The sequence below is a fragment of the Mesorhizobium sp. NPDC059025 genome (assembly GCF_042739655.1).
GTDB lineage: Bacteria > Pseudomonadota > Alphaproteobacteria > Rhizobiales > Rhizobiaceae > Mesorhizobium.
This window is the reverse complement of sequence record NZ_JBHYIM010000006.1, coordinates 184,110-210,825: the sequence shown is the minus strand read 5'-3', so window position 1 is coordinate 210,825 and position 26,716 is coordinate 184,110. Positions and strand designations below refer to the sequence as shown.

The window sequence follows — 26,716 nt, the reverse complement described above, 5'->3', positions numbered from 1 at the left end:
CGCGATCAGGAAATCGCTCCAAACGGAAAAACCGCGCGGCAAGGGCGCGGTTTTCCAATGCATATTGAAGTCTCGTGGCCGATCAGTTGACGGCGGCCGCGGGCTGCTTCTTGCCCTTGTCTTGCGCCTTGAGCTGGCTCCAGGCATTTTGCTGGGACAGCATCTGGCGCAGATAGGCGACATTTGCCTGTGCCTGTTCGGAGGACAATTCCTGGGAGGCGATCTTCTCCGCCTCGTCGAAACGGCCCTGGAGACCAACGGCTAGCGCCAGGTTCTGTCGCACGCGGCTATCGGCATTCGGCTGTGAGCTGGCTGAGCGCAGATAGGTTTCCGCCGTGCGCAGATCGCCTTCCAGCAGATAGGACATGCCGAGGTTGGACAGGATCGACGGTTCGTTCGGCTTCAGGTCCTGAGCTTTGCGGTAGAGCTGCCGGGCTTCGTCGCGTTGGCCGAGTTGGTCGAGGATGGCTCCTTCGGCGGAAACGAGTTTCCAGTCTGGATATTCCGGCGTCTGGGCGCGTCGAACGGCGTCGAGCGCCGGCTCGAACTGGCCGTTTGCCGCGAGCGCCTTGCCATAGGCGGCGAGCACGTCGCGCTCTTTTGGATAGGCGATGGCGAGTTTGCGCATCACCGCCAAGGACTGATCGGCATCGCCGTTCATCTGCAGCACGATGGCGTATTTCAGAGCGATGTTCTTGTCGTTGGGGTTGCGCGCATAGGATGCGCCCAGCCGGCCGGTGGCATCGCGCAGTTCGCTGGAGGACATCAGTTCCACCGGCTTGCCGCTGCCACGCCCGATCGAGCCGGTCGACATGCGGTCGATGGTGCCGCAGCCGGCGACACCCGCCGCAAGCACGGCCAGCAACGCCGCGGTCATCAACCGCTTGCCTGTCCTGCGGGCGGGGAGGGTGATGGGCATGGGGCGGGCTCCATTCTTCCGGGGGCCGTGCACCGGCCGTCTTCCCTAGCCGAGAAATATTCTGTTAACCCTAACGGATGGTTAAGAGCGCCGAGTCGCAGGCGCCCCCGGAGCTTGAAAATGCCTGTCGAACTCGTCGCAAAGAAACCGCGCAAGGCGCTGCCTGTGCACCTCGTTCGCAAGGATGGGCTGGATGCCGCCCTGCTGTCGCCCGAGGCGCTTGCCTGGGCCAGGGCCAACGGCTTCTCGGGCGAAGCGGGACGCACGCTCGTGCTGCCCGGCAAGGACGGCGCAATCGGCGGCGCACTGTTCGGCGCGGGCGAGGGCGCGTTGCAGGCCGGTTCTCTCGCCAGGGTGCTGCCCGCCGGCGACTGGCATTTCGCGGAAATGCCTGCTGATCCGGAACTTTCCGCACTGGCGCTGGTGCTTGGCGGCTACGTCTTCACCCGTTACGGCAAGAAGCCTGGCAAGGCGCTGCGTTTCGCGTTGCCGGCTGACACAGACGCAGATCGTGTCAGCCGCATTGCCGAAGGCGTCTTTCTGACCCGCGACCTTGTCAACACACCGACCAGCGACATGGGGCCGGAAGCGCTTGAGAAGGCGGTGCGCGTCCTGGCGAAAAGCCACAAGGCGGATATCTCCGTCATAGCGGGGGACGACCTCATCAGGAAGAACTTCCCGATGATCCATGCCGTCGGTCGCGCCTCGGCGGAAGCGCCGCGCCTCATCGATTTGACCTGGGGGCCGAAGGGAGCGCCGAAAGTGACGCTGGTCGGCAAAGGCGTCTGCTTCGACACTGGCGGGCTCGACATCAAGCCGTCGGCCTCGATGCTTCTGATGAAGAAGGATATGGGCGGCGCGGCCAATGTGCTCGGCCTCGCTTCGATGATCATGGCCGCGGGTCTGAAGGTCAGGCTGCGTGTCCTGATCCCGGCAGTGGAGAATTCCATCTCCGCCAATGCCTTCCGACCAGGTGACGTGTTGACCAGTCGCAAGGGCATCACGGTCGAGATCGGCAACACCGATGCCGAAGGCCGCCTGGTGCTGGCGGATGCGCTGGCACTGGCGGATGACGAGCAGCCACAGCTGCTGGTGGACATGGCGACGCTGACAGGGGCGGCCCGTGTCGCGCTGGGGCCGGACCTGCCGCCATTCTATACCGACGACGACGCTCTCGCTGCCGAACTCGCGGCTGCCGCGGTTGCGGTGGAGGATCCGCTATGGCGTATGCCGCTTTGGAAACCCTATGACGCCAAGCTGTCATCCAAGATCGCCGACATGAACAACGTCACTGCGGACAGCTTCGCAGGTTCGATCACGGCGGCTCTCTTCCTCAAGCGCTTCGTCGAGAAGAGCCCGAGCTGGGCGCATTTCGACATCTTCGCCTGGAATCCTGCCGAGCGACCCTATGGTCCGGCCGGTGGCGAGGCGCAGGCCATTCGCGCGCTGGAACGGGTTATCTCCGGCCGCTTCGGCTGAGCTTGGGACTGAAACGGACACGAAACGATTTTCCGTCATGCTGGACGGATGTCGATTGCTCTGCGCCCGAGCCAGGCCCTGCGACTGTGGCAGCAAGTCATGCTCTCGCAGGTGCGCGGCGACGCCCCCGATCTCACGGCGCGACAGCTCGCCATCCTGCTCACCATCTATCTGGATCCGCCGCCGCACACGGTTCGGGGCCTCGCCATCCGGCTCGATGTCACCAAGCCTGTCATCACTCGCGCGTTGGACACGATGGGCGCACTCAAGCTGGTGTCGCGTCACCGCGACGAACTCGACAAGCGCAATGTGCTGGTCAAACGCACGGTCGAAGGTGCGCTCTATGTCGAGCGCCTTGGCGATGATATCATTGCCAAGGCACACAATCTGCCGATCTGATTTCCGAACAGCCGAGTTGATGCTTTGACCGCCCACGACGCCCGCCTGCATGCCTTTCGCACCGATCTTGCCGATATCCGCCTGAAAGGTGAGGTGGCAGCTGAACGTTTCGTCAGCGGCCGGCCAGCCCGGATAGCGACGTCAGTCGCTGATCTGCGCCGTGCGCCACGCGTCGATTCAGGCATCGATACGCAGTTTTTGTCCGGTGACGACGTCCTGGTGTTCGATGATGCCGACGGTTGGGCCTGGGTTCAAGGTGAGCGTGACGGATATGTCGGCTATGTTCTGGCCGAGGAGTTGAAACCGCGCGAGGCAGCCGCGACCCATATCGTCTCCGCCCCGCGTACCTTCGTCTACCCGGGACCGGATCTGCGCTTTCCGCGCAGCGGACACTTGTCGATGGGCTCGACCATAGCGGTCGTCGGCACTGCCGAGACGCGTGGCACGCACTACGCAGTGCTGCCGTCCGGTGAGACGATCATCGCCGGCCATCTGCGGCCGATCGGTGACCATGCGGCGGACTATGTCTCGATTGCCGAAACGTTCCTCGGCACACCTTATCTGTGGGGGGGAGCTTCCGGTTTCGGCATCGACTGTTCCGGCCTGGTGCAGCTTTCAATGCGCATGGCTGGCCGCGACGTGCTCCGTGACACCGACATGCAGGTCGCTTCGCTGGGCGAGCTTCTCGATACAGGAGCCGATTATTCGGGGTTGCGGCGCGGCGACCTGGTGTTCTGGAAAGGCCATGTCGCGATCATGACCGACAGCGAGATGATGATCCATGCCAACGGTCACACCATGACCGTGGCGTTGGAGGGATTGAAGGATGCGGTTGCCCGCATCGGTTATCTCTATGGGGGGCCGACGGCTTTTCGCCGGCCCTAGATCAATCCCCGCAAAAGTGGGCGGCAGTGCTGCGTCCAGGACTACGCCAAAAAGCCGAAGCGGCGCGCGCCTCAGGATTCACTGGACCATTTCACAGGCATCCATCGGGATCTGCGGCGGGCAACACGTTCATCGCGCGTTTCTGCATCATATACCGTTGGGATTGGTTCCTTGCGGAACTGCTCGCGTCCGTCCAGTGCGTTGACGATGACGATTGCCCGCTGCCCTACACTGTCCGTGGTTGCTGCCGCGACATAAACACCGCAGTCGCGGCAGACCAGATATTCGGCGGTTCTCAAACCGAAGGCATAACGCGAGAGCAGCGCTTCGCTCTGCACGTGGATGGTCAGCATGCCATTGGGGTCGGCTGCCGCCAGCGAATTGTGCCTGCGGCAGAAAGAGCATTGGCAGGCTCGGATTTCGATGTCCCAGGGGGCGATTGCGGTCTCGAAAGACAGCACGACATTGCCGCAATGGCATCCGCCTCTGTAAACGGCCATAACCACCTCCCTTTCGCGGAAGGATAGCCCCTCGACCTTTGTTTCGGAACGTCGGTTTCGGAGCCTAAACGCCATGACCGGCTTCGAAACGAAGGGAAAGCCTGCGATGCCTCGAATTACTTGCCGCTGCGCCGCAGGTGCTCATCCAGCCTGGGCATGATCTCCACGAAATTGCAGGGCATGTGGCGGTAGTCGAACTGGGCCTTCAGGATACCGTCCCAGGCGTCCTTGCATGCGCCGGGCGATCCCGGCAGCACGAAGACGAAGGTCGCGTTGACGACGCCGCCGGTTGCCCGGCTCTGGATGGTCGAGGTGCCGATCTTGTCGTAGGAGATGCGGTGGAAAACCTCCGAGAAGCCGTCCATGCGCTTCTCGAAGATCGGTTCCAGGGCTTCCGGGGTCACGTCACGGCCGGTGAAGCCGGTGCCGCCGGTAGTGATGATGGCATCGACGCCTTCATCCTTGGACCAGGCCAGGACCCTGTCGCGGATCTTGTCGCTATCGTCCGGGACGATAGCGCGAGCGGCCAGTATATGTCCGGCAGCCTCTATGCGGTCGGCCAGCGTCTGGCCGGATCTGTCATCGGCAAGGCCGCGCGTGTCGGAAACGGTCAGTACCGCGAAACGGACGGGAATGAAGGGACGGCCGGCGTCAGGCATACTGGTCTTCCAACGCCTCGGATGGCAGGGAGCGTGTCGCCGCGACGAACCAGTCTGGATGACGCGAGCGGATCGTTGCAGCCGCGCGTTTGGCGACGTTGCCGGTTTCGAACAAGCCGAAACAGGTGGCTCCCGAACCCGATATGCGGGCAAAGGCGGCGTCCGCCTGCAGCAGTGCAGCCCTGGCCTTGCCGATCAGCGGGGCGATCGTCTCGGCGGCGGCTTCGAGGTCGTTGCGTGTCGCCTCGAGCCAACTGCGCAGGCTGTGGAAGTCAATGGTCTTCGGCAGTGGCGGCAGAGCTTCGTTGTCGCGGTGGACGAGGGCTCTGAAGACATCGGGGGTAGCGACCGCCACGCCCGGATTGACCATGACCAGGCCGAGGGCAGGGAATTTCGAAACGGTCGAAATCGTCTCGCCCGCGTCATAGGCGAGGAGCGGCTGTGCCTTGAGGCACATTGGCAGGTCGGCTCCAAGCGAAAAGCCGATCCGAGCCAGCTGTATCTCGTCGATGTCGAGGTTCCAGCTCGAGACAAGCGCGCGCAGCGCCGCTGCCGCATCGCTTGATCCGCCACCGAGACCGGAGGCTACCGGCAGGTTCTTTTCGAGCGAAATGGCTACCGCAGGAGCATTCTCCGGACCGACATGCCGGCGGAGCGCATCGCGCGCCCTGAGGATCAGATTGGTTTCGTCCGCCGGAACCAGACCGGCGAAACGGCCCGAAACGCTGAAACGGTCCTCATCTGCCCTTTGCGCTTCGATCCGGTCTCCGAAGCGGGTGAACACTGCGAGGCTTTCGATGGTGTGATAGCCGTCGGGGCGCCGACCGGTGACATGGAGCGCAAGATTGACCTTCGCGGGCGCCAGACGGGCGTCCATGGCATGGTCTGCGGATACAAATGCCGTGGTGCTCAATCCTTGGCCAGCCGATATTCGCCGGTCTTGGGGTCTTTCACCAGCGTTCCCATCGTACCGTTGGCTCGCTGTTGTTCGGTACGCCGCACCTTGGCGGTGACCCGTTCAGCTTCCTTGATGAAGGAGCGGTACCCGACATAGGCAACGACGCCGATGACGATGAAGAAGATGATCTGCGGCATATCGAAACTCCTTCCTCAAGGGTCCTCGGTGACGGACGTACGGGTCAGGCAAGCAGTCATCGTAGACCGTTCCCGTGGCTTTTCAAAGGCCGAAACGGCTCCATAGCGCGCGTTCTTCGGCCGCATCGAAAAGTGCGTCGACGCCTGCGGCAGCCAGGGCCGGGGCGGTGAAGCCGCCTGACGAGCCGAACAGTCCGAAACGGCCGAACAGCCCCCTGGGCTGGCTGACGAGTTTCAGTTGTGTTTTCGGGCCGAAGCGCTCCTTTAGGGTGCTCCGCATATCGCCGAGCCCATCGACGAGGCCCAATTCCAGCCCCTTTTTGCCGGTCCAGAACAGGCCGGTGAACAGGTCCGGGTCGTCCTTCAATTTGGCACCGCGGCGTTCCTTGACCAGATCGATGAACGTCTCGTGCAACTCCAGCATCAGTGTTTTCAGCCGCTCGACGTCCTCTTTCTTCTCGGGCTGGAATGGGTCCATCGAGGATTTGTTTTTGCCGGCGGTGTGTACGCGGCGTTCGACGCCGATCTTCTTGATCAGGTCGGTGAAGCCGAAAGTGCCGGAGATGACGCCGATCGAACCGACGATCGAAGACGGGTCGGCGATGATCTCATCGGCTGCGACAGCGATCATGTAGCCGCCGGAAGCAGCCACATCCTCGACGAAGACGAAGACTTTTTTGTTCTTTTCTGCTGCCAGATCGCGGATGCGCTTGTAGATCAGCCGCGACTGCACGGGGGAGCCGCCTGGTGAGTTGATCGAGATCGCAACGGCCGGTCCAGGAAAGGAAAACGCCTTTTCGATCAAGCCGACCGTGGAAGCCAGCGACAGGTTCTGCCGGAACTGGCTGCCGCCGGCCATGATCGTGCCATGCAGCCGGATGACGGGTACGACGACATCGGTGGAACGCCAGGATTTCGGCAGGATACGGTTGAAAAGGCGACGCACGGGATGCGGTTCTCCAGTTTGGCCGATGGCATGTAGGCATTTGCCGCTGGACGGCAATGGTCAGGGAAGATCAATCTCCGAAAAGCGGGGCCGTTCCATTGCTGATGGCATCAGCCAACGGCAAGAGACCTTTGGTCGTGGCATCGTGCAGCACGAGTGGCGGCCTGAGCGCCAGCTTGCCCCGCGCGCCGAGCAAGCCACGGACAACGATGCGGATCGCCGCCTGGTCGGCGTGTGGATGCACCGGCACGATCTCCGCATTGCCGAAACGGCCGGCCAACGCGTCGAGAATGGCCGCCAGGGATTCCGGTCGCGCAATGATCGCAATGCCGCCACGCGGCTTGACCACGGCTGCAGCGCTGCGCACCCAGGCCTCGAAAAGCCCATCCGCCATGACATGCGCCTCGCGCCGCAACGCGTCGGGTGTCGCGCGGTCCTCGCCGGCATTGAAAGGCGGGTTCATGATGACGAAGTCGAAGCTGTTGTCAGTAAGCCCAGCCACGCCCCGTGCCTTTCCGGTCAGCGTGACGTCGGCACGCAGCACGGTCACCCGGTCGCTGAGATGCTGGTTGGCCGGATGCGCCAGCGACGCCTCGGCAAAGGTCGCCATTTCGGGAGAACGCTCCACAAGTGTCGCCCTTGCCTTCTCGCAGCGCGAAACGACGGCGAGCCCTGCAGCACCTGCGCCGGCCCCGAAATCGGCCACCAGTCCGGTAAAATCCGTCGGTACGGCGGCGGCCAGCGTCATTGCGTCCATGCCGGCACGGTGACCGCCAGCGGCCGGCTGTACCAGCCAGAAACGGCCACGATGGAAGGCGTCCACCGTGTGCCTTGGCGCGCCGGCCGGTTCGGCCACGGTCATGTCCGGCGGATTTCGTTGGCGATGCCGGCGTCGGTGAGGATACGGCGGGCTTCGTCGATACGGTCGTCTTCGACGAGGATCCGGCGCGGCAGGATGCCGATCGAGCCGTCCAGCACGCTCATGTTCTGGTCGGCGGTGAGGAAACCTATGTCGGCATCGCGCATCAGCGATTCGACAAAGGAAATGACAACGGCGTCGTTGGTGCGGATGAGCTCGATCATGGCGGCAAACTCGCAGCTTGTTTCAGCGATGTAAACGCTTCGCTCCGGAACCCTCTTGCGCAATCCGCGCCAATTCGCCACTTGCCGTATGCGCTCTGGCCGCTAGAGTCCTATCAAGGCAGCGCGCGGTGGCGTGGCGGACGGGAGTTTTGGCGTGGGTGTTGTTCTCAACCTCGAAGACGGAAAGCGGGAAGCAGCGTCGATCAAGGATCTGATCGACCTGACGGCGTCTGACATGGGGCGCGTCAACGAGCTGATCCTGTCCAAGGCCGGTTCCGACGTGCAGATGATCCCCGAGGTTGCCAATCACCTGATCTCGTCGGGTGGCAAGCGGCTGCGTCCGATGCTGACGCTCGCCGCTGCACAGATGTTCGGATATTCCGGCGACGGCCACGTCAAGCTCGCGACCAGCGTCGAATTCATGCACACCGCCACCCTGCTTCACGATGACGTGGTCGACGAAAGCGGCATGCGGCGTGGCAAGAAGACGGCGCGCATGATCTGGGGCAACCAGGCAAGCGTGCTGGTTGGCGATTTTCTGCTCGGTCAGGCTTTCCGCATGATGGTCGATGTCGGTTCGCTCGATGCGCTCGACATCCTGTCCTCGGCCGCCTCGATCATCGCGGAGGGCGAAGTCATGCAGCTCGCCGCCGCCAAGAACCTCGACACCACGGAAGATGAGCATTTCGCGGTTATCAAGGCCAAGACTGCCGCGTTGTTTTCGGCCGCCGCCGAAGTCGGCCCCGTCATCGCTGATGCCTCGCGCACCGATCGTGCCGCGCTGCGCTCCTATGGCATGAATCTCGGTCTCGCTTTCCAGCTCATCGACGATGCGCTGGACTACGGCGGCTCCTCCAAGGATCTCGGCAAGAATGTCGGCGACGACTTCCGCGAGGGCAAGGTCACGCTGCCGGTGATCCTTGCTTATCGTCGCGGCACCGCCGCCGAGCGCACCTTCTGGAAGCGGGCTATCGAGGAGAACGTGGCAGACGATGCCGGTCTCGAAAAAGCGATCGGCCTGATGACGAAGCATGCCGCCATCTCCGACACGATCGGCCGAGCCCGTCACTTCGGCGAGATCGCCCGTGACGCGCTGGCGCCGCTTGAGGGAACGCCTCAGAAGGCGGCGCTGATCGACGTCATCGATTTCTGCATCAGCCGCGTGAATTGAGGCGAGGTCATCTAAGGCGTTACTTTTGGCAGCAAGTCGCTGGCGCGGCGTTCCTGCCCGGCAGAGCCGCCCACATCGGAAGCCATGCTTTGTTAAGACGATGTCCGCATTGTGACCGCCAGCCGGATTGATGCGCGACCCCAAAAAGGCCATGCTTTGCCGGAATGAAGGATTCTTGGCGATCCCCGCTTGAGCAGGGGAGGAGCCCGCCAGAAAGGGATACGATGCGGCAAAGACGTGCTCGCTGGCTTTCGAGCCTGGCTATTCTCGCTGGCCTTGCGGCCCAGACGCAGTCCGGTTTGGCTGCGCAGCCATCGGCACCTGTCGAAATCAATTCGTTCTCCGGCGCCTATCTGTCGGCGAGGGTCGCTGAAAACGACAACGATCTCGACAACGCAATCAACTATTACAAGCAGGCACTGGCCTTCGCGCCTGAGGATACACAGCTTCAGCAGAGCCTGATGCTTTCGCTGATCGCACAGGGCCGCTTCGAGGAATCACTGCCCTACGCCGACAAATTGAAGGAGGTGCCGGATATCGAGCGCTTCTCGCGTCTGGCGCTGGCCGTAGACAGTTTCAAGAAGAAGGATTTCACCAAGGCACAGTATTGGCTGAAGTTGTCGCTCGGTGCGGATCTCGACAAGCTGATCAGCGGTGTCATGACCGGCTGGGCCATGCAGGGTGCCGGCCAGGGCACTGACGCGATGGACTATGTCGGCAAGCTGGAAGGTCCGGAGTGGTTCGACCTGTTCAAGGCCTATCATCGCGCGCTGATTGCCGATGCTGCCGGAAAGACCGACAAGGCCGACGCGGCCTATGCCGAGGCGATCGGCAACACGTCTGCCGGAGGGGCTGCGCCAGAGACCTGGATGCGTGCAGCGCAGGCCTATGCGATCTTCCTGGCCCGCAAGGGCGACAAGGACAAGGCGCTTTCGGTGCTGAAGCAGGCGGAAGAATTCGGCCCCGGCAAGATCGAGATCGTCGCGCTGCGCGACAGGATAGGCAAGGGCGAGAAGCCGGATCCGCTTGTCGTGAACCCTTCGGAAGGAGCGTCCGAGATACTGCTCAATCTTGCCACCGCGCTCAACCGGGGTGGTGGTGAGCCGTTCGTGCGGCTCTATCTCGAATATGCATTGGCGCTGAAGCCGGACAGCGACGTTGTTCTGGTACAGCTTGCCGCCGTTGCCGAGCAGCTCAAGGATGGTGACCGTGCCATCGATTTCTACCGCCGCATTCCGGCGTCCTCGCCGCTGAAGGAAGTCTCGGAACTGCAGACCGGCCTGAACCTCGCGGATCTCGGCCGCAACGACGAAGCGATCAAGCAGCTTAAGGTCCTTGTCGAGGCGAATCCTCAAGACATGCGCGGTTATCTGGCTCTTGGCGGCGTCTACGCCTCCAAGCAGGATTTCCGCTCCGCAGCCGAACTCTTCGACAAGGCGGTCGCGGTGCTGAAGACGCCGACCAAAGCTGACTGGAACATCTTCTATCAGCGCGGCATTGCCTATGAGCGCATCAAGGAATGGCCGAAGGCCGAGCCGAATTTCCGCAAGGCGCTTGAACTCTACCCGAACCAGCCGCAGGTGCTGAACTATCTCGGTTATTCCTGGGTGGACATGGGCACCAACCTCAAGGAAGCGCTGGATATGATCAAGAAGGCCGCCGAGCTGCGGCCGAGCGACGGCTACATCATCGATTCGCTGGGCTGGGCCTATTACAAGCTTGGCCGCTACGACGACGCCGTGCGCGAAATGGAGCGTGCCGTGCAGCTGAAACCGGAAGATCCGGTGCTGAACGACCATCTGGGCGATGTCTACTGGCGGGTCGGCCGCAAGCTGGAAGCGACTTTCCAATGGCGCCATGCCCGCGACCTGAAGCCTGAGCCGGATGTGCTGGCTTCCGTCGAGCAGAAGCTGCTCAAGGGGCTGCCTCCGCTCGAGAACAAGACCGCCCAGGAAGCGCCCAAACCCAAGCCGACTGCCCCGAAGGGGTGAACTGGTTCGCGTCGTGAATTGGAAGGCCTCACGGCGGCCTTCCGGCGGGGTTTTGCCTTTCAGATTGCCGCATTGCGTTGACTTCTCTCCGCACTGCCAGCCATGATCGTGCTGGTTCAGCCTGGGGGTCGCGCGATGCTGCGGATTTGCCTGTCTGTTGCTGTCTTGCTGCCTTCTCTGGCCATGGCCGACGAGATCAGGATCGATGGCCGCTGGAACACGGGCAACGGTCCAATAACCATCAGCCGGCTCGAGACGGGCGAATACGCGATCGTTTTTGACGATTATGCAGGCAAGACCGTTGGCAAGCTGGCCGACAATGTTCTCAGCGGTGCCTGGCAGGATGTCGCGAAGGTCACGCCTTGCCCGACCGAGCAGAACGGGTCGACCTATTGGGGGACGTTCAGCATCAGTTTTTATGGTCCGCCGGCAATCAAGAAACCCGCATTTCAGGGAATACTCGCCTTTTGCGACAACCAGAACGAGGGCACGAATTTCTCGGGTGAATTGGCGGACTGACAGGTCGCCAACTTTCCTGATCGTCTCATTGCCTTGACGCCCTTGCCCCTCGGCTCTAGGGAGTGGCGCATCCCGCAGCTCCCTATCGAGGCCGCCGTGACCGCCGAACTGCCCGCCAATATGGACCCCAAGCGCTCGTTCCAGGGCCTTATCCTGACGCTGCACAACTACTGGGCTGCGCACGGCTGCGTCATCCTGCAGCCATACGACATGGAAGTGGGTGCCGGTACGTTCCATCCGGCGACGACGCTGCGCGCTCTCGGCCCTCGTCGCTGGAATGCCGCCTATGTGCAGCCATCCCGGCGTCCGAAGGACGGCCGCTACGGCGAGAACCCGAACCGGCTGCAGCACTATTATCAATACCAGGTCATCCTGAAGCCGAATCCGTCGAATCTGCAGGAGCTGTATCTCGGTTCGCTCAAGGCAATTGGCGTCGATCCGCTTCTGCATGACATTCGTTTCGTCGAGGACGACTGGGAAAGCCCGACGCTGGGCGCCTGGGGGCTCGGGTGGGAATGCTGGTGCGACGGCATGGAAGTGTCGCAGTTCACTTATTTCCAGCAGGTCTGCGGCATCGAATGCGCTCCCGTTGCCGGCGAACTGACCTACGGGCTGGAACGGCTCGCCATGTATGTGCAGGGCGTCGACAACGTCTACGACCTGAATTTCAACGGCATGGAGGGGCCGGACCGCGTTTCTTATGGCGAGGTATTCCTGCAGGCAGAGCAGGAGTATTCGCGGCACAATTTCGAGCATGCCAATACGGCCATGCTGCTGCGTCATTTCGAGGATGCGGAAGCCGAATGCAAGGCGCTCCTGGATGCCGGCGCGCCGAGTGCGAACGCCAATGTGGCCATGCACAGAATGGTGTTCCCGGCCTATGACCAGTGCATCAAGGCCAGCCATGTCTTCAATCTGCTCGACGCGCGCGGCGTGATCTCGGTCACCGAACGCCAGAGCTACATCCTGCGTGTGCGCAATCTGGCCAAGGCATGCGGTGAGGCGTTCCTGCTGACAGAGGCTGGCGGACTGGCTGCCTGAGCCCGGAGCGTTTCCGTCTTATCACGGAAGCGCGGAACGCTCCGTCTCGTACGCAATTCCGGACGGAAAGCCGCTACGCACTTTTCCTGGAATTGTTCTACCCCACGTCGGCCAATTCGGCGTCGATGATCGCGGCAAGGAGGGACTGGCGATCGGGTCCAGCGATCGTCCTCAAGGCTTGCCGCACACCCGGCATCCGGAACTCGGCCGGCGCTTCGACCTGATTGACGAAGCAGGCGCTGAGCGCGATGACCTGGAGCAATGTCGATGCCGTTTTCATGGTTTCGGCCAATGATTTCCCGTCTGAGCGTCGTCCGCTTCAGCGCTGTGTTTCAGTGATGTCGTTGTGCCCTTAGGACGGGTGAGGTGGTCGCTTCCCGACACACCTGTCGAAATTTTCATTCGTCCGTTGTCTTGCACGAAGGGTGACAGGGCGCGGACGACTTGCTATTGCCGCCGCAGCTTTCCCGTTTGAGACCGACCATGCCCGATCTGCTTCTTGAACTACGTTCCGAGGAAATCCCTGCTCGCATGCAGAGGAAGGCCGCCGGTGATCTGAAGAAGATGCTGACCGACGGTCTGGTCGAGGCAGGTCTCACCTATGAGGCGGCGCGCGAATATTGGACGCCGCGTCGCCTCACGCTCGACATTCGCGGTCTAACCGCACGCTCCAAGGATGTGCGCGAAGAGATCAAGGGGCCGTCGACCAAGGCACCGGAACAGGCGATCCAGGGCTTCCTGCGCAAGGCGGGCCTCGCCTCGATCGCTGACGCTCACGTCCATGCCGATCCGAAGAAGGGCGATTTCTACGTCGCCCATATCTCCAGGCCCGGCCGCGCCGCCGAAGAGGTCATCGCCGAGCTGGTGCCTGCGATCATCCGCAGCTTTCCATGGCCGAAGTCGATGCGCTGGGGCGCTGCCTCGGCCAAGCCTGGCGCGCTGCGCTGGGTACGCCCGCTGCAGTCCATCGTCTGCACCTTCGGACCGGAAACCGAAGAGCCGGTGGTCGTCGATTTCGAAATCGACGGCATCCGCGCCGGCAACGTCACCTATGGTCACCGCTTCCATGCGCCAGGGGCCATCACGGTCAAGCGCTTCGACGATTATGCCGCCAAGCTTGAGGCCGCCAAGGTCGTCATCGATCCCGAGCGGCGCAAGGAGATCATCCTGGCCGATGCCCGCAATCTGACCTTCGCCAATGGGCTGGACCTGGTCGAGGACGAGGGGCTGCTCGAGGAAGTTTCCGGCCTGGTCGAGTGGCCGGTCGTGCTGATGGGCGAATTCGAAAAGGCTTTCCTGGCAATCCCGCCGGAAGTGATCCGCCTCACCATCCGCGCCAACCAGAAGTGTTTCGTCACGCGCCCGCAAGGCGAGGCGGAAGACCTTTCCAACCGCTTCATCCTCACCGCCAACATCGAGGCCAAGGATGGCGGTGCCGAGATCGCGCATGGAAACGGCAAGGTCGTGCGTGCCCGCCTGTCGGACGCGCTCTATTTCTGGAACACCGACCAGGGCGACCTGCCGGACCTCGGCGCTTTGCAGGGCTCGGCGGCGAAGTTCGATCTCGATCTGGCCAAGCCGCTCGACCAGCGCATGGCACGGCTCGACCATCTCAACGTCACCTTCCATGCCAAGCTGGGCACGCAAGGTGCGCGGGTCGAGCGCATCCGCAGGCTCGCCCGCGAAGTCGCACCGATGGTTGGCGCAGACCCGGTGCTGGCGGAACGCGCGGCTGTTCTGGCCAAGGCCGATCTGCAGACCGAAGTGGTAGGCGAGTTCCCGGAGCTGCAGGGTGCAATAGGGCGCAAATATGCCCTTCTCCAGGGTGAAAACGCTTCCGTTGCGGCGGCGGTCGAGGAACATTACAAGCCGCAGGGCCCGTCCGACCGCGTTCCGACAGACCCGGTTTCGGTCGCCGTGGCGTTGGCCGACAAGCTCGACACGCTGGTCGGGTTCTGGGTTATCGACGAGAAACCGACCGGTTCGAAGGATCCCTACGCCTTGCGTCGCGCGGCACTGGGCGTGATCAGGATCTTGATCGAGAACGGCGTGCGGTTGGGTCTGCGCAAAACCTTTGCCGAAGCCAACCGGGCCAGAACAGCGGTGTCGGATCAGGCCGGTGACTGGGCTGCTGACCTTCTTTCCTTCTTCCACGACCGCCTGAAGGTCTATCTGCGTGATCAGGGTGCGCGGCATGATCTGATCGATGCCGTCATCACGCCGGATGCCGATGATCTGTTGACGGTCGTTCGTCGTGTCGAGGCGCTCGGTACATTGCTCGACACCGAGGATGGCAAAAATCTGCTGGCCGGCACCAAGCGCGCCGCCAACATCCTCGCGGCCGAGGAAAAGAAGGGCACCGCGGTGGCCGCCGCCGCCGACCCGGTTCTGCTCCGCGAAGATGCGGAGAAAAAGCTGTTCGCTGCGATCGCTCAGGCGGAAGACCAGGCAGGCGAAGCCATTGGCCGGGAAGATTTTTCCGGCGCCATGGTAGCGCTCAGCGCGCTGCGCGAGCCAGTCGACATGTTCTTCGACAAGGTTCTCGTGAACGACGATGACACCGCCGTGCGTGCAAACCGCCTGGCACTGCTTTCGCGCATCCGCAGCGCCACCGATCGCGTCGCCGATTTCTCGAAGATCGCCGGCTGACAGCCGGATTTGGAGTGCTTTGCGGCGCTCCTGCGAGCTAATTCAGCGACTTGTGAAATAGCCGGACGAGCCGGCTTACAGTCATATGGCGATGATGTCGGCGTGGGACAAATCGAGTGTTAACTCGAACCCACGGAGGCTTTCATGACATTCGTTACCGAACCCGAAATGATTGAAGACACCCTGGCCTCTGACGAGGCGCTGCTCGAAGCTACCCCTGAATACGAACTCGAAGCTCATGACGACGACGAGGTCGTGCTTTCGGACGATGAGGACGAGCAGGACGACGACGGCGAGGAAGCCGAAGACGCTTCCGACGATGAAGACGAGTCCGAGGATGGCGACGAAGCTGCCGAGGACGAGGATGAGTCGGAAGATGGCGAAGAGGTTGCCGAGGAAGACGGCGAGGAAGACGAGGCCAAGGCCGCAGCCTGATCCAGGTTGTGAACAGCCGGACGGCTTCACGTCGTCAAATGCTGTGATGACCGAACTCGTCGAGCGGGCAGGGTGGCCGTTGCCGTCTTGCCCGCCTGGACGACGCGTCTGGAGCGTTTCCGTTTTTCACGGAAACGCGGAAACGCTCTGACTTTTGTTATTACGCAATTCCGGACGCAAAACCGCCACGCACTTTTCCTGGAATTGCTCCTAGAGCGTTTCCGTTTTTCACGGAAACGCGGAAATGCTCTAACTCTTGTTTTCACGCAATTCCGGACGGAAAACCGCTAAGCACTTTTCCTGGAATCGCTCCTAGCGTGTCACCTTGGGCTTGTGCTCTCCCGCCAGACCGTCCCTGCCGGTTTTTGCGGATACCGCCGTTGCCGGGAGTTTGCCGTTTGCCATTGCCGGCTTGGCGACGTGACGCGGCAATGCAGCTCCCACCACACCATCGCGGATCACCATGGTCGCGCCTGCCGGTCCACTCCGCTCCGGAATGGCTGAAACCTTCTCCTGCGTGACCGGCATCTCGCCTTCACCGGCCTGTACCACTGATCTGCCCACCGTTGGATCGGCGGCGGGGGCAATCACCGAAGGTGTTGCCGCTGGCGCGGCGTCGCTGAAATAGACCAGCGACGATGCCTGCGCGGTGCCTGCGATCCACAGGCCGAAAAATGCGACCGCCATGCCACGCATGAAGATATACCCTTGCCCGAGTTCCCATCCGGCACCCTAGGGCAATCCTGTTGATATCGGCTTACGCTGGTCACGTGCATTTTAGCGATAGGCGCGGGAGGCTTGCCCATAACCACGCCGCGTATTACGCAGCCGCTCAGAAAAGGTTGTGCCGTGGCTGACATCATATCCGCATCCGAAGCTCTGGAACCGGCGCTAGCTCTGCTCGAGGCGGGCGAGGTTGTGGCCATTCCGACCGAGACCGTCTACGGCCTCGCCGGCGACGCAACCAACGGCCAGGCGGTTGCCCGCATCTTCGAAGCCAAGGGCCGGCCGCGTTTCAATCCGCTGATTGCCCATGTTGCGGACATGGCGATGGCCGAGCGTATCGCGATTTTCGATCCGCTGTCGCGCAGACTGGCCGAAGCGTTCTGGCCGGGGCCGCTGACCCTGGTGTTGCCGTTGCGCCAGGAGGCCGGCATCCATCCGCTGGTGAGCGCAGGGCTGGATACGGTTGCGCTGCGTATGCCAAAGGGCTTCGGCGGAGAGCTTATCCGTCGTCTCGGCCGTCCACTCGCGGCGCCATCGGCCAATTCGTCAGGCCGGATCAGCGCCACGACCGCGCGTGCGGTGGCTGACGATCTGGGGCGTCGTATCAGGCTGGTCGTCGATGGCGGCGCGACGCAGGTCGGGCTGGAATCGACCATCGTCAAGCCGGAGCAGGGCGGCTTGCGTCTCCTGCGCCCAGGCGGCATCGCAGCCGCCGACATCGAGGCGGTTGCCGGTTCCGGATTGCTGCGCGGCGCCAGCGGCATCCAGGCTCCGGGCATGCTGGCCTCGCACTACGCGCCGGGCGCGGCAATGCGGCTCGATGCTGAAAAGGTGGAGCAGGGCGAAGCGCTGCTAGCGTTCGGTCCGACGCGCGCTGCCGGCTGGCAGGACGCCGTTGCCATCAAAAACCTGTCGGAGCGCGGCGACCTCACCGAGGCCGCTGCCAATCTGTTCGCTTTCATGCAGGACCTCGATCGCGCTGGCGCGGCGGTGATCGCCGTCGAGCCGGTGCCTCGGGACGGACTCGGCGAGGCGATCAACGACCGGCTCGCCCGGGCTGCCGCGCCGCGTGACAAACCTCTCGCGGCGTCCTAGGTCTTGGGCATGACCGACACCGATCTTTCGTCCAGCCTGCTCCAGCGTTTCGCCGACATCGTCGGCGACAGATATGCGTTACGCGACCAGACGGATATTGCGCCTTATCTCATCGAACGGCGTGGGCTTTGGCACGGGCGGACGCCGCTGGTGCTGCGACCCGGCAGTGTCGAGGAAGTCAGCCGCATCATGCGCCTGGCCACCGAGACGCGCACGCCGGTCGTGCCGCAGAGCGGCAACACCGGGCTGGTGGGCGCGCAGGTGCCGGATGCGTCCGGACATCAGATCGTGCTTTCGCTCTCGCGGCTGAACCGCATCCGCGAGATCGACGTGCAGTCGAATACCGCAACCGTAGAGGCCGGTGTCATCCTGCAGACGTTGCAGGAGGCGGCGGATGCCGCCGGCCGCCTGTTCCCGCTGTCGCTGGCGGCGCAGGGTTCGTGCCAGATCGGCGGCAATCTCTCGTCCAATGCCGGCGGCACGGGCGTTCTCGCTTACGGCAACACACGCGAGCTTTGCCTGGGTGTCGAAGTGGTGCTGCCGACCGGAGAGGTTTTCGACGATCTGCGCAAACTGAAGAAAGACAACACCGGCTACGATCTGAAGAACCTGTTCGTCGGTGCCGAAGGCACGCTGGGTGTCATCACCGCCGCCGTCATGAAGCTGTTTCCCAAGCCGAAGGGGCGCGAGGTCGCATTTGTCGGGCTGTCGTCGCCACAAGCGGCGCTTGGCCTTTTCAATCTGGCTGAAGACCGCGCGGGGCCGGCGCTGACCGCTTTCGAGCTGATTGCCAAAACTCCTTATGACTTCACGCTGCGCCACGGCGCCGGTGTGATCCGTCCCCTGGCCGACGACTGGCCCTGGTATGTGCTGATGCAGGTCTCCTCCGGTCGTTCCGCCGAGGACGCCAGGGCTTTGATCGAGGACATCCTGTCGGAAGGACTGGAAAGTGGCCTTGCGGACGACGCGGTGATTGCCGCGAGCCTCGCCCAGGCCGATGCCTTCTGGAATTTCCGCGAGACGCTGCCGGAAACGCAGAAGGCGGAAGGCGCTTCGATCAAGCACGATATTTCCGTGCCGATCGCGACGGTCCCGACTTTCATCGAGCGCGCCGGCAAGGCGGTCGCCTCGGTCAGTGCCGGTGCCCGTGTCGTCTGCTTCGGCCATATGGGCGACGGCAATCTGCACTACAACATTTCCCGGCCCATCGACGGTGACGATAAGACCTTCCTCGATCTCTACCGGCCGATGAACAAGGCTGTGCACGATGTCGTGCGTTCGTTGAACGGCTCCATCTCGGCCGAACATGGCATCGGCCAGTTGAAGCGCGACGAACTGATCGCCACCGCGCCGCCGATGGCGATCGAGCTGATGCGCCGGGTGAAGGCGGGCTTCGATCCCGCCGGCATCATGAATCCTGGTAAGGTTATCTGATGGTTTCGAATGCTGCTTTTGGTGGGATTCCGATAACCATCTGGAAGATCAGCAAAATTTAACCGACTTTTTTAAGCGGGCCGGTAAGGAGCCGCCGCTAGTCTCTCCCCATAACGAGGCGGGAAAACCCGCACGGAGATGACCGGGATACCCGGCTCTCAGGAGAGACAGGAAGGCATCCATGAACACCGGACTGAAACCAGTCTGGGCTGGGCGTAACATGCGCCTCGACCCGTTTCGCCTGCCGCAGGTGGTGAGCTACGCCGCCCGCGACGACGCCGGCGACATCACACTCACCATCGACCGGCGCGGCGCCGTCATGCGGCGCAAGCTGCAGATGAGCGGCATGCCCGTCGTGATCGCCCTGCCGGCCCGAGCGTTTCGTGGCGTTGCCGCGCGCGCCATGGAAGACGAGGACGGCAATGTCACCGTGACGCTGGAACTGCTGCACACGGATTCGATGCTGTCGGTGCCGCTGCTGGTTGCCGACGATCTCGACGACATCGCCGCCGACTGGCGCGCCTGGGCGGAAGCCTTCGGCCTGCCGATGCTGCTGATCGAAGCGGACGGTGTCGCCCGCACGCTGGAGGAGTCGCTCGGTGCCGCGATCAAGACGCAGCCGCCGCGTGCCCGCCGCAAGGGGCGCATCTCTACCACGCGCCGCCCACGCTTCCTGGCCCGCCGCCGCACCGGCAATCTCGGTCTCAGGCTGGTCATTGGCGGCGAAGAGATCATCGCCCGCGAATAGAGTGGCGTCTGCAGTGCATTCTTGAAGCGAGGGTCAGCGGCTCGAAGTTGCTGACCCTTTTGTATTTGCAGCGGAACACCACCGGATTGCTAGAGCAGCGGCTTTACCGCCACCCAGACAGCTCCGCCGATCAGGCCGGCGAAGATCAGCCAGCCGACCTGGTTGTTCGACCGGAACAGCTTGAGGCACTGCTCCGGATTGTCGATGTCGAGCGTCACGATCTGCCTCGTCATGTGCGCACCGGCGGCGATCAGCCCCGCCAGCGCCACGACCGGTACCTGTGCCGAGGCAAAGGCGACGGCGAAACACATCAGCGCGCCGGCATAGAGCCCGGCCAGCCAGGACTTGGTGTGTTCGCCGAACAGGCGGGCAGTGGAGCGCACGCCGACGATGGCGTCGTCTTCCTTGTCCTGATGGGCATAGATCGTGTCGTAGCCGATCACCCAGAGGATCGAACCGATGTAGAGCAGGAAGGCAGGGGCATCGAGATCGGCGAACTCGCTTGCCCAGCCCATCAGGGCCCCCCATGAGAAGGCAAGGCCGAGCCCGAATTGCGGCCAGTTGGTGAAGCGCTTCAGGAACGGATAGATCGCAACGACCGCCAGCGAACAGACGCCGAGCAGGATGGCGAAACCATTGAACTGGACCAGCACCACCAGCCCGACCAGCGCCTGCAGGATCAGGAAGGTCCAGGCCTGCTTGCGGCTGACCTTGCCGGACGGCAGCGGGCGCGAACGGGTGCGCTCCACCTGATTGTCGATGTCCTGGTCGACAAGGTCGTTGTAGGTGCAGCCGGCGCCGCGCATGGCAATGGCGCCGAGCAGGAACAGGATCAGCGTCGAAGGCAGGGGCAGCAGCGAAAGCAGGCTGTCTTCCGGCCGCGCATAGGCACTGGCCGCAAGTGCGGCCGACCACCAGCAGGGCCACAGCAGCAACTGCCAGCCGATCGGCCGGTCCCAGCGCGCAAGCTGTGCATAGGGCCACAGCCAGCGCGGCAGCACGCGATAGACCCAGTGCCCGCTTGGCGCGTCGGCGACACGTCCCTGGGCCGATTTCGACTGTATGGTTTCCATCGCCGTGGAGTGGCAGGCTGTGGGGCGGGCGTCAAGCAGACATGGTGTCTCGCAGCCTTGTATCGGGCTGCCTGCCTAGAGCGTTTCCGTTTTTCACGGAAACGCGGAAACGCTCTAAGTTTTTGTTTTCGTCGCATTTTTGTAACGCCAAGTGATTCCAGTTGGCTACAAAATGCTCTAGGCCTGTGGCGCGAACGGCAGATACCAGAACAATGCGATCTCGCGGGTGTCGGGATGGAGCCCCCGATAGAAAAACCGGTCGATCCCGCCAAGCTCGAAGCCCTGCCGCTCATAGAAACGGCAGGCGGTGAGGTTGTTGTTCTGGGTTTCGAGTGAGAGCCCGGGCAAGCCCAGCTCCTGTGCCCAGCTCCTGGCGTGCTCGAACAGGCGGTGGCCGATGCCGCCGGTGCGGTGCGGGCGATCGACCCCGAAATTGTCGAGCAGGCCGTAGCCGTTCCAGTTGCGGGTGACAGAAAGCCGTCCGATCGGCGCCCCATCCAGCAGGGCGACGAACAGCACACTGTCGTCATCCCATTCGCCGTCGTCTTCGTCGGCCTTGTTGTAGCTCTTCACATACGGCTCGGTGGCAATCCGCCGCCATTCGGAGACAGGTCTACCAAAGGCAGGTTCGAGATAGGCATCGACCTCGAAGCTGAAGTCAGCCTTGCCCGCGGTGGCAAAAAGGAGGGGATCGGCGCGTTCGATTGAGACGGGCATGACAAATCCTGTTGTCTGTTGCGCGCAGATAGGCAGCCAGCCGCCCGTCGGCAATGCCGTAGCGGTTGATATGGATGATCGCGCCTTGACCTGCCGCGTCATCGCCAATAGCCAGAGCTGGCTACACGGATGGGCGAGGTTGCCGACATGAACGTTCTTCTCCTCGGTTCCGGCGGACGCGAACACGCGCTGGCCTGGAAGCTCGCCGCCTCGCCGCTACTTACCAGGCTTTACGCCGCGCCCGGCAATCCCGGCATCGCCGAACAGGCGGAGCTCGTTGCGCTCGACATTGGCAATCATGCCGCCGTGGCTGCATTCTGCCGCGACATGAAGATCGACCTCGTCGTCGTCGGTCCGGAAGCACCGCTGGTTGCCGGCATCGCCGATGATCTGCGCGCCACTGGCATCCGCGTCTTCGGACCCTCCAAGGCGGCAGCGCGTCTGGAGGGGTCGAAAGGCTTCACCAAGGATCTCTGCGCCCGCTTCAACATCCCGACCGCTGCCTATGGCCGTTTCGACAATCTCGCCGATGCGCGCGCCTATGTCGAAAAAGTCGGGGCGCCGATCGTCGTCAAGGCCGACGGGCTTGCCGCCGGCAAGGGGGTTACAGTCGCCATGACCTTGTCCGAGGCGATGGAGGCGCTGAACGCGTGTTTCGACGGTTCGTTCGGCAGTGCGGGAGCCGAAGTCGTGGTCGAAGAATTCATGACCGGCGAAGAGGCGAGTTTCTTCTGCCTCTGCGACGGCACGACGGCGTTGCCCTTCGGCACGGCGCAGGATCACAAGCGTGTCGGCGACGGTGATGTCGGCCCCAACACCGGTGGCATGGGTGCCTACTCCCCGGCACCGGTGATGACGGCTGACATGATCGAGCGCACCATGCGCGAAATCATCGAGCCAACCATGCGCGGCATGGCGGAACTTGGTTCGCCTTTTGCTGGTGTGCTGTTTGCCGGGTTGATGATCACCGACCAGGGACCGCGGTTGATTGAATACAACACCCGCTTCGGCGATCCCGAATGCCAGGTGCTGATGATGCGGTTGAAGGACGATCTGCTCGTGTTGCTCAACGCCGCCGCTGATGGCCAGCTTGGCCATATGTCGGTACGCTGGAGGGATGAGGCGGCACTTACGGTGGTGATGGCAGCGTCTGGCTATCCCGGCACGCCCGAAAAGGGGTCGGTGATCCGCGGCATCGATGTGGCCCGGGCCGAGGGCGCGGAGGTCTTCCATGCCGGCACCGCGGTCAATGCAGGTGCCTTGGTTGCCAATGGCGGTCGCGTGCTCAATGTCTCGGCCATCGGCCGCAGCGTCGGAGAAGCGCAGAAGCGCGCCTATGCCGCCGTGGACCGCATCGACTGGCCGCAGGGCTTCTGCCGCCGCGACATCGGATGGCGCGCGGTCGAACGCGAAGAGGGGCGATGAGCGTCACCATCTACCACAACCCCGCCTGCGGTACCTCGCGCAACGCGCTGGCCATGATCCGTGCTTCCGGCGAGGAACCCCAGATCATCGAATATCTGAAGACGCCGCCGTCGCGTGCGAGGCTGGTCGAACTGCTGCGCCTGATGGGCATGAAGCCAAAGCAGCTGCTGCGTCAGAAGGATACGCCCTATGCGGAGTTGCGGCTCTATGATCCGCGCTTCAGCGACGAAGAGATCCTCAACTTCATGATGGAATACCCGATCCTCATCAATCGGCCGATCGTCGTGACCGAAAAGGGTGTCGTTCTGGCCCGGCCTTCGGAGCGAGTGCTGGAAGTGCTCGCCAATCCTGACATCGGTGATTTCGTCAAGGAAGATGGCGAGGTCGTGCACACCTCGATCCACCGTTAGCCGGCCTGTTGTTTCGGAAGTTCAGCGATCCGCCGGCGTGGTGGCCGCTTTGGCAGGCTTGATGGATCCTGTCGCGATCGGATCGATGCCAGCCGGCGGCATGCCCTGCGAGACCAGCACAGCCTGCGTCCTTTGCCGCACAGCCGCGACATAGCCGGCTATGCCGCGCATCTGTTTTGCCACCAGCAGGGGCGGGCGGCGGAATGCGTTGCGCAAGGCAATCCAGCGCGCCGTCAGCGCAGCACCCAGTTCGTCCAGCGTCGGCGGTGCCGCCACCGCCGCATAGGCGACGCGTTCACCGCGCATGCCAGCCTCCCGGGATAACGGCACCGGCACGCTTGCGAGGTAGTCGACCGGCACATCGATGAGCGCACCGAACGGCCATTGGTCGCGCAATTCGGCTGCGTCCATCGGTGCGACATTGATGTCGATGTCATTGGGCGTCCCGGCGGCCCGATACGGACATGAGAGCCGGCCGCAATTGGCCTGCGCGGCGAATTGCCAGAGTGCATAGCCGTTCCAGTGGCCTTTCGGGAAACTGGCGCCGACTTCCGGCTTGTAGCGTGCGTACCAGAGCGGCAGCCGCGACAGTAGGCGATAGCGATAGCGGTTGGCGGCAATGTGGCTTGCCGTGACCTCGTTGGTGTAGAGGATCGGGAAGCGGCCGACACGTCTGTGCACCTGCCGCACGAACTCTTCCGCGTCTTCCAGCGACATCCATTTTTCGGGGTCGTTGTCCTCGATGTCGAGGGCAAGCAGGTCGTCAGGACCGGGCTCGGCGAAATCAATGAAATTGTCGGCCTGCTCGACCGGATTGCCCGGACGGGCGAGGTGATAGGCGCCCCATTCCAGCCCCAGCGCCTTCGCGACGACCTTGCGTGTCTGGAACAGCTCGCGTGCCACGGCATGCCGGCGCCAGAGCGCCTTGCACAGCCGCTGCTCGGTCTCCGTGCCGGTGCAGGAATAGGGCGGCGGCATGCCGTCCGAGGCTTTGTTGATGAAGCCGACGATCCGCTTGTCCGAGGCAAGCGCGTTCCAGTCGATGGGATTGTATTCGTAGGCGTCGATGACGAGTGCGCGGTCTTCTTTTTTCCAGGGCTCGGAAAAGTCCGACGCCGTGGCCGCGCCCGTCGCCGCCGCCAGGCCTGCTGCCAGCGTTGCCATGCGGAAGAACTGTCGCGTGCGGCCGTTCAAGGGCGTACCCCGCTCTCTGACGGTCGATCCTGAACGGCCATGGTTAATGAAAGGTTCTCCTGCCGTTTATTGGCTAAGGAGATATCCTCAGGAATGCGCGGATTTCGTCGGCCAGGTCGTCCGCGACCTTGGCCATCGAGCCGAGATGTGGTGAGCGCACCATCAGGACGTCGAGCTTCAGATTTGCACATGCGACCTCGACCGGCTCGATGCCTTCCGGTTTTGTCCGGTCGAGCAGGCGCTTCGGAAAAAGCCCGAGCCCCAGTCCTTGCCGCACCAGTCCCATCTGCAGGCCGGCATCCTCGATCTCTGCGGCGACAAGCAAGGCACGACCTTGTTCGGCAAGGCGGCCAGCAAGGCGCCGACGCGCGTCACAGGGTTCCGGGCTCAACACCCAGCTGCTCTGTTGCGGGTCTCCCCTTGCGATCAATGCGGGCGAGGCGATGGTCACCAGTTCCTCCTCGCCGATGGGGTCGGCGTCGTAGAACCGGGACCTGTCCGAGAGCAGAATTGCCGCGTCGAGAAGGCCGAGGCGATGCTGTTCGGCGAGATCGGCACTCCAGCCCGATTTGAGGCGCAGCGACACATGTGGAAAGCGGGCGATGACGGCCGCGATGTGCTCTGCCAGGCTGTGATGGGCGAGGCCATTGACGAGACCGAGGCGGAACACACCTTCCGGCTCTGGCGTAGTGGCGATGGCTTTCAGCCTGGTGAAACCGTCCAGGATCTCATGGCTTCGCGCCAGAACATCCACGCCTGTCGGCGTCAGCTTTGGTGGTTTTTGCCTGCGGTCGAGAAGCTGGACTCCAAGCGCCTGCTCCAGTCGCTGGATCTGGCGGCTGACAGCGGGCTGCGTCAGCGGCAGTCTTTGCGCCACCTTCTGGATCGAGCCTTCCTCGGCAAACAGGACGAAGGTACGGAGCTCTTCAATCATGCAAAACAGACATAGTTATTTTGCATAATATGAATTTGAACGTCGAATAGTGCAAGGCCATTTTGGCGGTGTCAAAAACGGAGATACCGCTGATGAAAGCGATCGTATTGCAGCAGAAGCCAGGCGTCGAAAACCTCCGTGTCGTTGATCGACCGCAGCCGGTACCGCGCCGCCAGGAAATCCTGATCAGGGTCCGAGCCACAGCCCTCAACTATCGTGATGTCGAGATCGTCAACGGCAGTTATCACACCGCCTTTGCCTTGCCGCTCGTGCCGCTGTCGGATGGTGTGGGTGAGGTGGTTGCGATCGGCGAGGAGGTGACGCGTTTCGGTATAGGGGATCGTGTCTGCTCGACCTTCTGGCAGCGCTGGGCTGGCGGCTCGTTCCGCATGGCAGAACCAGCCTATCAGCGCGGCGGCCCGATCGACGGCCTGCTTGCGGATTTTGCAGTGCTCGACGAACAGGCCGCGGTGCTGGCGCCGAAGAACCTCAGCGATGTCGAAGCCGCGACCTTGCCATGTGCTGCAGTAACTGCATGGCACGCGTTGGTTACTCTGGGGGCGGTGAAGGCTGGTGACACTGTTCTGGTTCAGGGCACGGGCGGCGTTGCGCTTTTTGCCCTGCTTTTCGCGAAGGCGAACGGGGCACGGGTCATCGTCACGTCCAGCAGTGAAGAGAAACTGCGTCGCGCCCAGGCGATGGGCGCCTTCGCCGGCGTCAACTACAGCCAGAACCCGCAATGGGCCGACGCTGTTCTCGATCTGACGGACGGGCGCGGTGTCGATCATGTCATCGAAGTGGGAGGGCCGCGGAGCTTCGAGCAGTCACTGAAGGCATCGGCACGTTGCGGACAGATCAATGTCATCGGCTACCTTGGCGGCAAGGATGGCACGATCAACCCGCTCGATATCTTCAGGAAGCAGGTCCAGGTTCGCGGCATCCCGGTTGGTTCCCGCGAATCCTTCGAGACGATGGTCCGCGCGATCGAGGCGCTTGACCTGAAACCGGTGATCGACCGGACGTTCAACTGGACTGAAGTCGCGGCTGCGGTTCGCCACCTGGAGAGCGGGTCGCATTTCGGTAAGGTCGCCTTGGTGCACGAATAGGGCTGGCGGCTTGCCAGGCAGGGAATTATCGGCTCTGCCGGAGGCTTCCCGTGATTTTGGCTTTCGGCTCCGCTCCGGTTGAA

Annotated in this window: 29 protein-coding genes; 15 read left to right on the top strand and 14 right to left on the bottom strand. The window is 62.8% G+C overall.

Annotation, left to right across the window (positions count from 1 at the left end; genetic code table 11):
* Positions 1-82: 82 nt before the first annotated feature.
* Positions 83-919 carry a tetratricopeptide repeat protein gene (locus tag ACFWYE_RS16565; protein ID WP_379112814.1) on the bottom strand — a complete coding sequence of 279 codons (837 nt, stop codon included), beginning with the start codon at positions 917-919 and terminating at the stop codon, positions 83-85.
* Between the two features lie 120 nt (positions 920-1,039).
* Between ACFWYE_RS16565 and ACFWYE_RS16560 the strand changes: the two genes are divergently transcribed.
* The 3 genes from ACFWYE_RS16560 to ACFWYE_RS16550 are packed head-to-tail and all read left to right on the top strand — an operon-like array spanning position 1,040 to position 3,682.
* Positions 1,040-2,398, top strand: a complete 1,359-nt coding sequence (locus ACFWYE_RS16560; protein ID WP_379112812.1) for a leucyl aminopeptidase family protein — start codon at positions 1,040-1,042, stop codon at positions 2,396-2,398.
* A gap of 48 nt (positions 2,399-2,446) precedes the next feature.
* Positions 2,447-2,797: a MarR family transcriptional regulator gene (locus ACFWYE_RS16555; protein WP_379061636.1), complete on the top strand. Its 351-nt coding sequence runs from the start codon at positions 2,447-2,449 to the stop codon at positions 2,795-2,797.
* 24 nt (positions 2,798-2,821) lie between these two features.
* Positions 2,822-3,682 carry a C40 family peptidase gene (locus tag ACFWYE_RS16550; RefSeq protein WP_379112809.1) on the top strand — a complete coding sequence of 287 codons (861 nt, stop codon included), beginning with the start codon at positions 2,822-2,824 and terminating at the stop codon, positions 3,680-3,682.
* A 71-nt stretch (positions 3,683-3,753) separates the two neighbouring features.
* Here the strand turns inward: ACFWYE_RS16550 and ACFWYE_RS16545 are convergent, their stop codons facing one another.
* The 7 genes from ACFWYE_RS16545 to ACFWYE_RS16515 form a co-directional block, all read right to left on the bottom strand.
* Complete coding sequence (locus ACFWYE_RS16545; RefSeq protein WP_379112807.1) at positions 3,754-4,182, bottom strand: GFA family protein; 429 nt, start codon at positions 4,180-4,182, stop codon at positions 3,754-3,756.
* Between the two features lie 116 nt (positions 4,183-4,298).
* Positions 4,299-4,841: a molybdenum cofactor biosynthesis protein B gene (gene moaB / locus ACFWYE_RS16540; RefSeq protein WP_379061630.1), complete on the bottom strand. Its 543-nt coding sequence runs from the start codon at positions 4,839-4,841 to the stop codon at positions 4,299-4,301.
* Positions 4,834-5,718 carry a 4-(cytidine 5'-diphospho)-2-C-methyl-D-erythritol kinase gene (locus ACFWYE_RS16535; protein WP_379112804.1) on the bottom strand — a complete coding sequence of 295 codons (885 nt, stop codon included), beginning with the start codon at positions 5,716-5,718 and terminating at the stop codon, positions 4,834-4,836. Before ACFWYE_RS16535 ends, moaB begins: the two co-directional genes overlap by 8 nt.
* Positions 5,719-5,750: 32 nt before the next feature.
* Complete coding sequence (locus tag ACFWYE_RS16530; RefSeq protein WP_054309072.1) at positions 5,751-5,936, bottom strand: hypothetical protein; 186 nt, start codon at positions 5,934-5,936, stop codon at positions 5,751-5,753.
* A gap of 82 nt (positions 5,937-6,018) precedes the next feature.
* Complete coding sequence (locus ACFWYE_RS16525; protein ID WP_379112801.1) at positions 6,019-6,882, bottom strand: S49 family peptidase; 864 nt, start codon at positions 6,880-6,882, stop codon at positions 6,019-6,021.
* 70 nt (positions 6,883-6,952) lie between these two features.
* Complete coding sequence (locus tag ACFWYE_RS16520) at positions 6,953-7,744, bottom strand: tRNA1(Val) (adenine(37)-N6)-methyltransferase (RefSeq protein WP_379112798.1); 792 nt, start codon at positions 7,742-7,744, stop codon at positions 6,953-6,955.
* Positions 7,741-7,965 (bottom strand): DUF2007 domain-containing protein, encoded by a 225-nt coding sequence (locus tag ACFWYE_RS16515; protein WP_379061618.1) that lies wholly within the window; start codon positions 7,963-7,965, stop codon positions 7,741-7,743. Before ACFWYE_RS16515 ends, ACFWYE_RS16520 begins: the two co-directional genes overlap by 4 nt.
* Before the next feature lie 154 nt (positions 7,966-8,119).
* Between ACFWYE_RS16515 and ACFWYE_RS16510 the strand changes: the two genes are divergently transcribed.
* The 4 genes from ACFWYE_RS16510 (at position 8,120) to ACFWYE_RS16495 (ending at position 12,687) form a co-directional block, all read left to right on the top strand.
* A complete protein-coding gene (locus tag ACFWYE_RS16510) occupies positions 8,120-9,136 on the top strand; it encodes a polyprenyl synthetase family protein (RefSeq protein ID WP_379112796.1) in 1,017 nt (338 codons plus the stop codon).
* Positions 9,137-9,360: 224 nt separating this feature from the next.
* A complete protein-coding gene (locus ACFWYE_RS16505; RefSeq protein WP_379061613.1) occupies positions 9,361-11,127 on the top strand; it encodes a tetratricopeptide repeat protein in 1,767 nt (588 codons plus the stop codon).
* A 102-nt stretch (positions 11,128-11,229) separates the two neighbouring features.
* A complete protein-coding gene (locus tag ACFWYE_RS16500; protein ID WP_379112793.1) occupies positions 11,230-11,646 on the top strand; it encodes a hypothetical protein in 417 nt (138 codons plus the stop codon).
* 96 nt (positions 11,647-11,742) lie between these two features.
* Positions 11,743-12,687, top strand: coding sequence for a glycine--tRNA ligase subunit alpha (locus ACFWYE_RS16495; RefSeq protein ID WP_379061609.1), 945 nt, complete (start codon positions 11,743-11,745; stop codon positions 12,685-12,687).
* Between the two features lie 97 nt (positions 12,688-12,784).
* On the opposite strand, the gene ACFWYE_RS16490 is transcribed toward ACFWYE_RS16495, so the two are convergent.
* Entirely contained in the window at positions 12,785-12,979 is a 195-nt protein-coding gene (locus tag ACFWYE_RS16490) for a hypothetical protein (RefSeq protein ID WP_379061607.1), read from the bottom strand.
* Between the two features lie 191 nt (positions 12,980-13,170).
* Between ACFWYE_RS16490 and glyS the strand changes: the two genes are divergently transcribed.
* Together glyS and ACFWYE_RS16480 are read left to right on the top strand one after the other, a co-directional pair.
* Complete coding sequence (glyS, locus tag ACFWYE_RS16485; protein ID WP_379112790.1) at positions 13,171-15,336, top strand: glycine--tRNA ligase subunit beta; 2,166 nt, start codon at positions 13,171-13,173, stop codon at positions 15,334-15,336.
* A gap of 144 nt (positions 15,337-15,480) precedes the next feature.
* Entirely contained in the window at positions 15,481-15,771 is a 291-nt protein-coding gene (locus ACFWYE_RS16480) for a hypothetical protein (RefSeq protein ID WP_379061603.1), read from the top strand.
* 312 nt (positions 15,772-16,083) lie between these two features.
* Here ACFWYE_RS16480 and ACFWYE_RS16475 read toward each other — a convergent pair whose 3' ends face one another.
* Positions 16,084-16,467 carry a hypothetical protein gene (locus ACFWYE_RS16475; RefSeq protein ID WP_379112787.1) on the bottom strand — a complete coding sequence of 128 codons (384 nt, stop codon included), beginning with the start codon at positions 16,465-16,467 and terminating at the stop codon, positions 16,084-16,086.
* A 153-nt stretch (positions 16,468-16,620) separates the two neighbouring features.
* On the opposite strand from ACFWYE_RS16475, the gene ACFWYE_RS16470 reads away from it, so the two are divergent.
* From ACFWYE_RS16470 to ACFWYE_RS16460, 3 genes are all read left to right on the top strand, one after another.
* Positions 16,621-17,592: an L-threonylcarbamoyladenylate synthase gene (locus ACFWYE_RS16470; RefSeq protein WP_379112784.1), complete on the top strand. Its 972-nt coding sequence runs from the start codon at positions 16,621-16,623 to the stop codon at positions 17,590-17,592.
* Between the two features lie 9 nt (positions 17,593-17,601).
* Positions 17,602-19,026, top strand: coding sequence for an FAD-binding oxidoreductase (locus ACFWYE_RS16465; RefSeq protein WP_379112780.1), 1,425 nt, complete (start codon positions 17,602-17,604; stop codon positions 19,024-19,026).
* 181 nt (positions 19,027-19,207) lie between these two features.
* Positions 19,208-19,774 carry a DUF6101 family protein gene (locus ACFWYE_RS16460; protein WP_379061594.1) on the top strand — a complete coding sequence of 189 codons (567 nt, stop codon included), beginning with the start codon at positions 19,208-19,210 and terminating at the stop codon, positions 19,772-19,774.
* Positions 19,775-19,863: 89 nt separating this feature from the next.
* On the opposite strand, the gene ubiA is transcribed toward ACFWYE_RS16460, so the two are convergent.
* Both ubiA and ACFWYE_RS16450 read right to left on the bottom strand, forming a co-directional pair.
* Positions 19,864-20,847: a 4-hydroxybenzoate octaprenyltransferase gene (ubiA, locus tag ACFWYE_RS16455; protein WP_379112777.1), complete on the bottom strand. Its 984-nt coding sequence runs from the start codon at positions 20,845-20,847 to the stop codon at positions 19,864-19,866.
* A gap of 177 nt (positions 20,848-21,024) precedes the next feature.
* Entirely contained in the window at positions 21,025-21,750 is a 726-nt protein-coding gene (locus ACFWYE_RS16450) for a GNAT family N-acetyltransferase (protein ID WP_379112774.1), read from the bottom strand.
* Between ACFWYE_RS16450 and purD the strand changes: the two genes are divergently transcribed.
* Together purD and arsC are read left to right on the top strand one after the other, a co-directional pair.
* The gene (purD, locus tag ACFWYE_RS16445) at positions 21,712-22,989 is read left to right on the top strand and encodes a phosphoribosylamine--glycine ligase (RefSeq protein WP_379112771.1); all 1,278 of its coding nucleotides are present in this window, start codon (positions 21,712-21,714) and stop codon (positions 22,987-22,989) included. The genes ACFWYE_RS16450 and purD overlap by 39 nt on opposite strands.
* On the top strand, positions 22,986-23,399 hold the full coding sequence (arsC, locus tag ACFWYE_RS16440; RefSeq protein WP_379112769.1) for an arsenate reductase (glutaredoxin): 414 nt from the start codon (positions 22,986-22,988) through the stop codon (positions 23,397-23,399). The genes purD and arsC overlap by 4 nt, the downstream gene beginning before the upstream one ends.
* 21 nt (positions 23,400-23,420) lie before the next feature.
* On the opposite strand, the gene ACFWYE_RS16435 is transcribed toward arsC, so the two are convergent.
* Together ACFWYE_RS16435 and ACFWYE_RS16430 are read right to left on the bottom strand one after the other, a co-directional pair.
* On the bottom strand, positions 23,421-24,563 hold the full coding sequence (locus tag ACFWYE_RS16435; RefSeq protein ID WP_379113133.1) for a glycoside hydrolase family 25 protein: 1,143 nt from the start codon (positions 24,561-24,563) through the stop codon (positions 23,421-23,423).
* 103 nt (positions 24,564-24,666) lie between these two features.
* The gene (locus ACFWYE_RS16430; RefSeq protein ID WP_379061584.1) at positions 24,667-25,527 is read right to left on the bottom strand and encodes a LysR family transcriptional regulator; all 861 of its coding nucleotides are present in this window, start codon (positions 25,525-25,527) and stop codon (positions 24,667-24,669) included.
* 92 nt (positions 25,528-25,619) lie between these two features.
* Between ACFWYE_RS16430 and ACFWYE_RS16425 the strand changes: the two genes are divergently transcribed.
* A complete protein-coding gene (locus ACFWYE_RS16425) occupies positions 25,620-26,633 on the top strand; it encodes an NAD(P)-dependent alcohol dehydrogenase (protein ID WP_379112766.1) in 1,014 nt (337 codons plus the stop codon).
* The last annotated feature ends 83 nt before the right edge of the window (positions 26,634-26,716 follow it).

Coding starts and splice junctions, on each gene's coding strand:
- ACFWYE_RS16565 (WP_379112814.1), bottom strand. CDS start 919: ATGCCCATCACCCTCCCCGCCCGCAGGACAGGCAAGCGGTTGATGACC.
- ACFWYE_RS16560 (WP_379112812.1), top strand. CDS start 1,040: ATGCCTGTCGAACTCGTCGCAAAGAAACCGCGCAAGGCGCTGCCTGTG.
- ACFWYE_RS16555 (WP_379061636.1), top strand. CDS start 2,447: ATGTCGATTGCTCTGCGCCCGAGCCAGGCCCTGCGACTGTGGCAGCAA.
- ACFWYE_RS16545 (WP_379112807.1), bottom strand. CDS start 4,182: ATGGCCGTTTACAGAGGCGGATGCCATTGCGGCAATGTCGTGCTGTCT.
- moaB (WP_379061630.1), bottom strand. CDS start 4,841: ATGCCTGACGCCGGCCGTCCCTTCATTCCCGTCCGTTTCGCGGTACTG.
- ACFWYE_RS16535 (WP_379112804.1), bottom strand. CDS start 5,718: ATGGACGCCCGTCTGGCGCCCGCGAAGGTCAATCTTGCGCTCCATGTC.
- ACFWYE_RS16530 (WP_054309072.1), bottom strand. CDS start 5,936: ATGCCGCAGATCATCTTCTTCATCGTCATCGGCGTCGTTGCCTATGTC.
- ACFWYE_RS16520 (WP_379112798.1), bottom strand. CDS start 7,744: ATGACCGTGGCCGAACCGGCCGGCGCGCCAAGGCACACGGTGGACGCC.
- ACFWYE_RS16515 (WP_379061618.1), bottom strand. CDS start 7,965: ATGATCGAGCTCATCCGCACCAACGACGCCGTTGTCATTTCCTTTGTC.
- ACFWYE_RS16505 (WP_379061613.1), top strand. CDS start 9,361: ATGCGGCAAAGACGTGCTCGCTGGCTTTCGAGCCTGGCTATTCTCGCT.
- ACFWYE_RS16500 (WP_379112793.1), top strand. CDS start 11,230: ATGATCGTGCTGGTTCAGCCTGGGGGTCGCGCGATGCTGCGGATTTGC.
- glyS (WP_379112790.1), top strand. CDS start 13,171: ATGCCCGATCTGCTTCTTGAACTACGTTCCGAGGAAATCCCTGCTCGC.
- ACFWYE_RS16480 (WP_379061603.1), top strand. CDS start 15,481: ATGACATTCGTTACCGAACCCGAAATGATTGAAGACACCCTGGCCTCT.
- ACFWYE_RS16475 (WP_379112787.1), bottom strand. CDS start 16,467: ATGCGTGGCATGGCGGTCGCATTTTTCGGCCTGTGGATCGCAGGCACC.
- ACFWYE_RS16465 (WP_379112780.1), top strand. CDS start 17,602: ATGACCGACACCGATCTTTCGTCCAGCCTGCTCCAGCGTTTCGCCGAC.
- ACFWYE_RS16460 (WP_379061594.1), top strand. CDS start 19,208: ATGAACACCGGACTGAAACCAGTCTGGGCTGGGCGTAACATGCGCCTC.
- ubiA (WP_379112777.1), bottom strand. CDS start 20,847: ATGGAAACCATACAGTCGAAATCGGCCCAGGGACGTGTCGCCGACGCG.
- purD (WP_379112771.1), top strand. CDS start 21,712: ATGAACGTTCTTCTCCTCGGTTCCGGCGGACGCGAACACGCGCTGGCC.
- arsC (WP_379112769.1), top strand. CDS start 22,986: ATGAGCGTCACCATCTACCACAACCCCGCCTGCGGTACCTCGCGCAAC.
- ACFWYE_RS16435 (WP_379113133.1), bottom strand. CDS start 24,563: ATGGCAACGCTGGCAGCAGGCCTGGCGGCGGCGACGGGCGCGGCCACG.
- ACFWYE_RS16430 (WP_379061584.1), bottom strand. CDS start 25,527: ATGATTGAAGAGCTCCGTACCTTCGTCCTGTTTGCCGAGGAAGGCTCG.
- ACFWYE_RS16425 (WP_379112766.1), top strand. CDS start 25,620: ATGAAAGCGATCGTATTGCAGCAGAAGCCAGGCGTCGAAAACCTCCGT.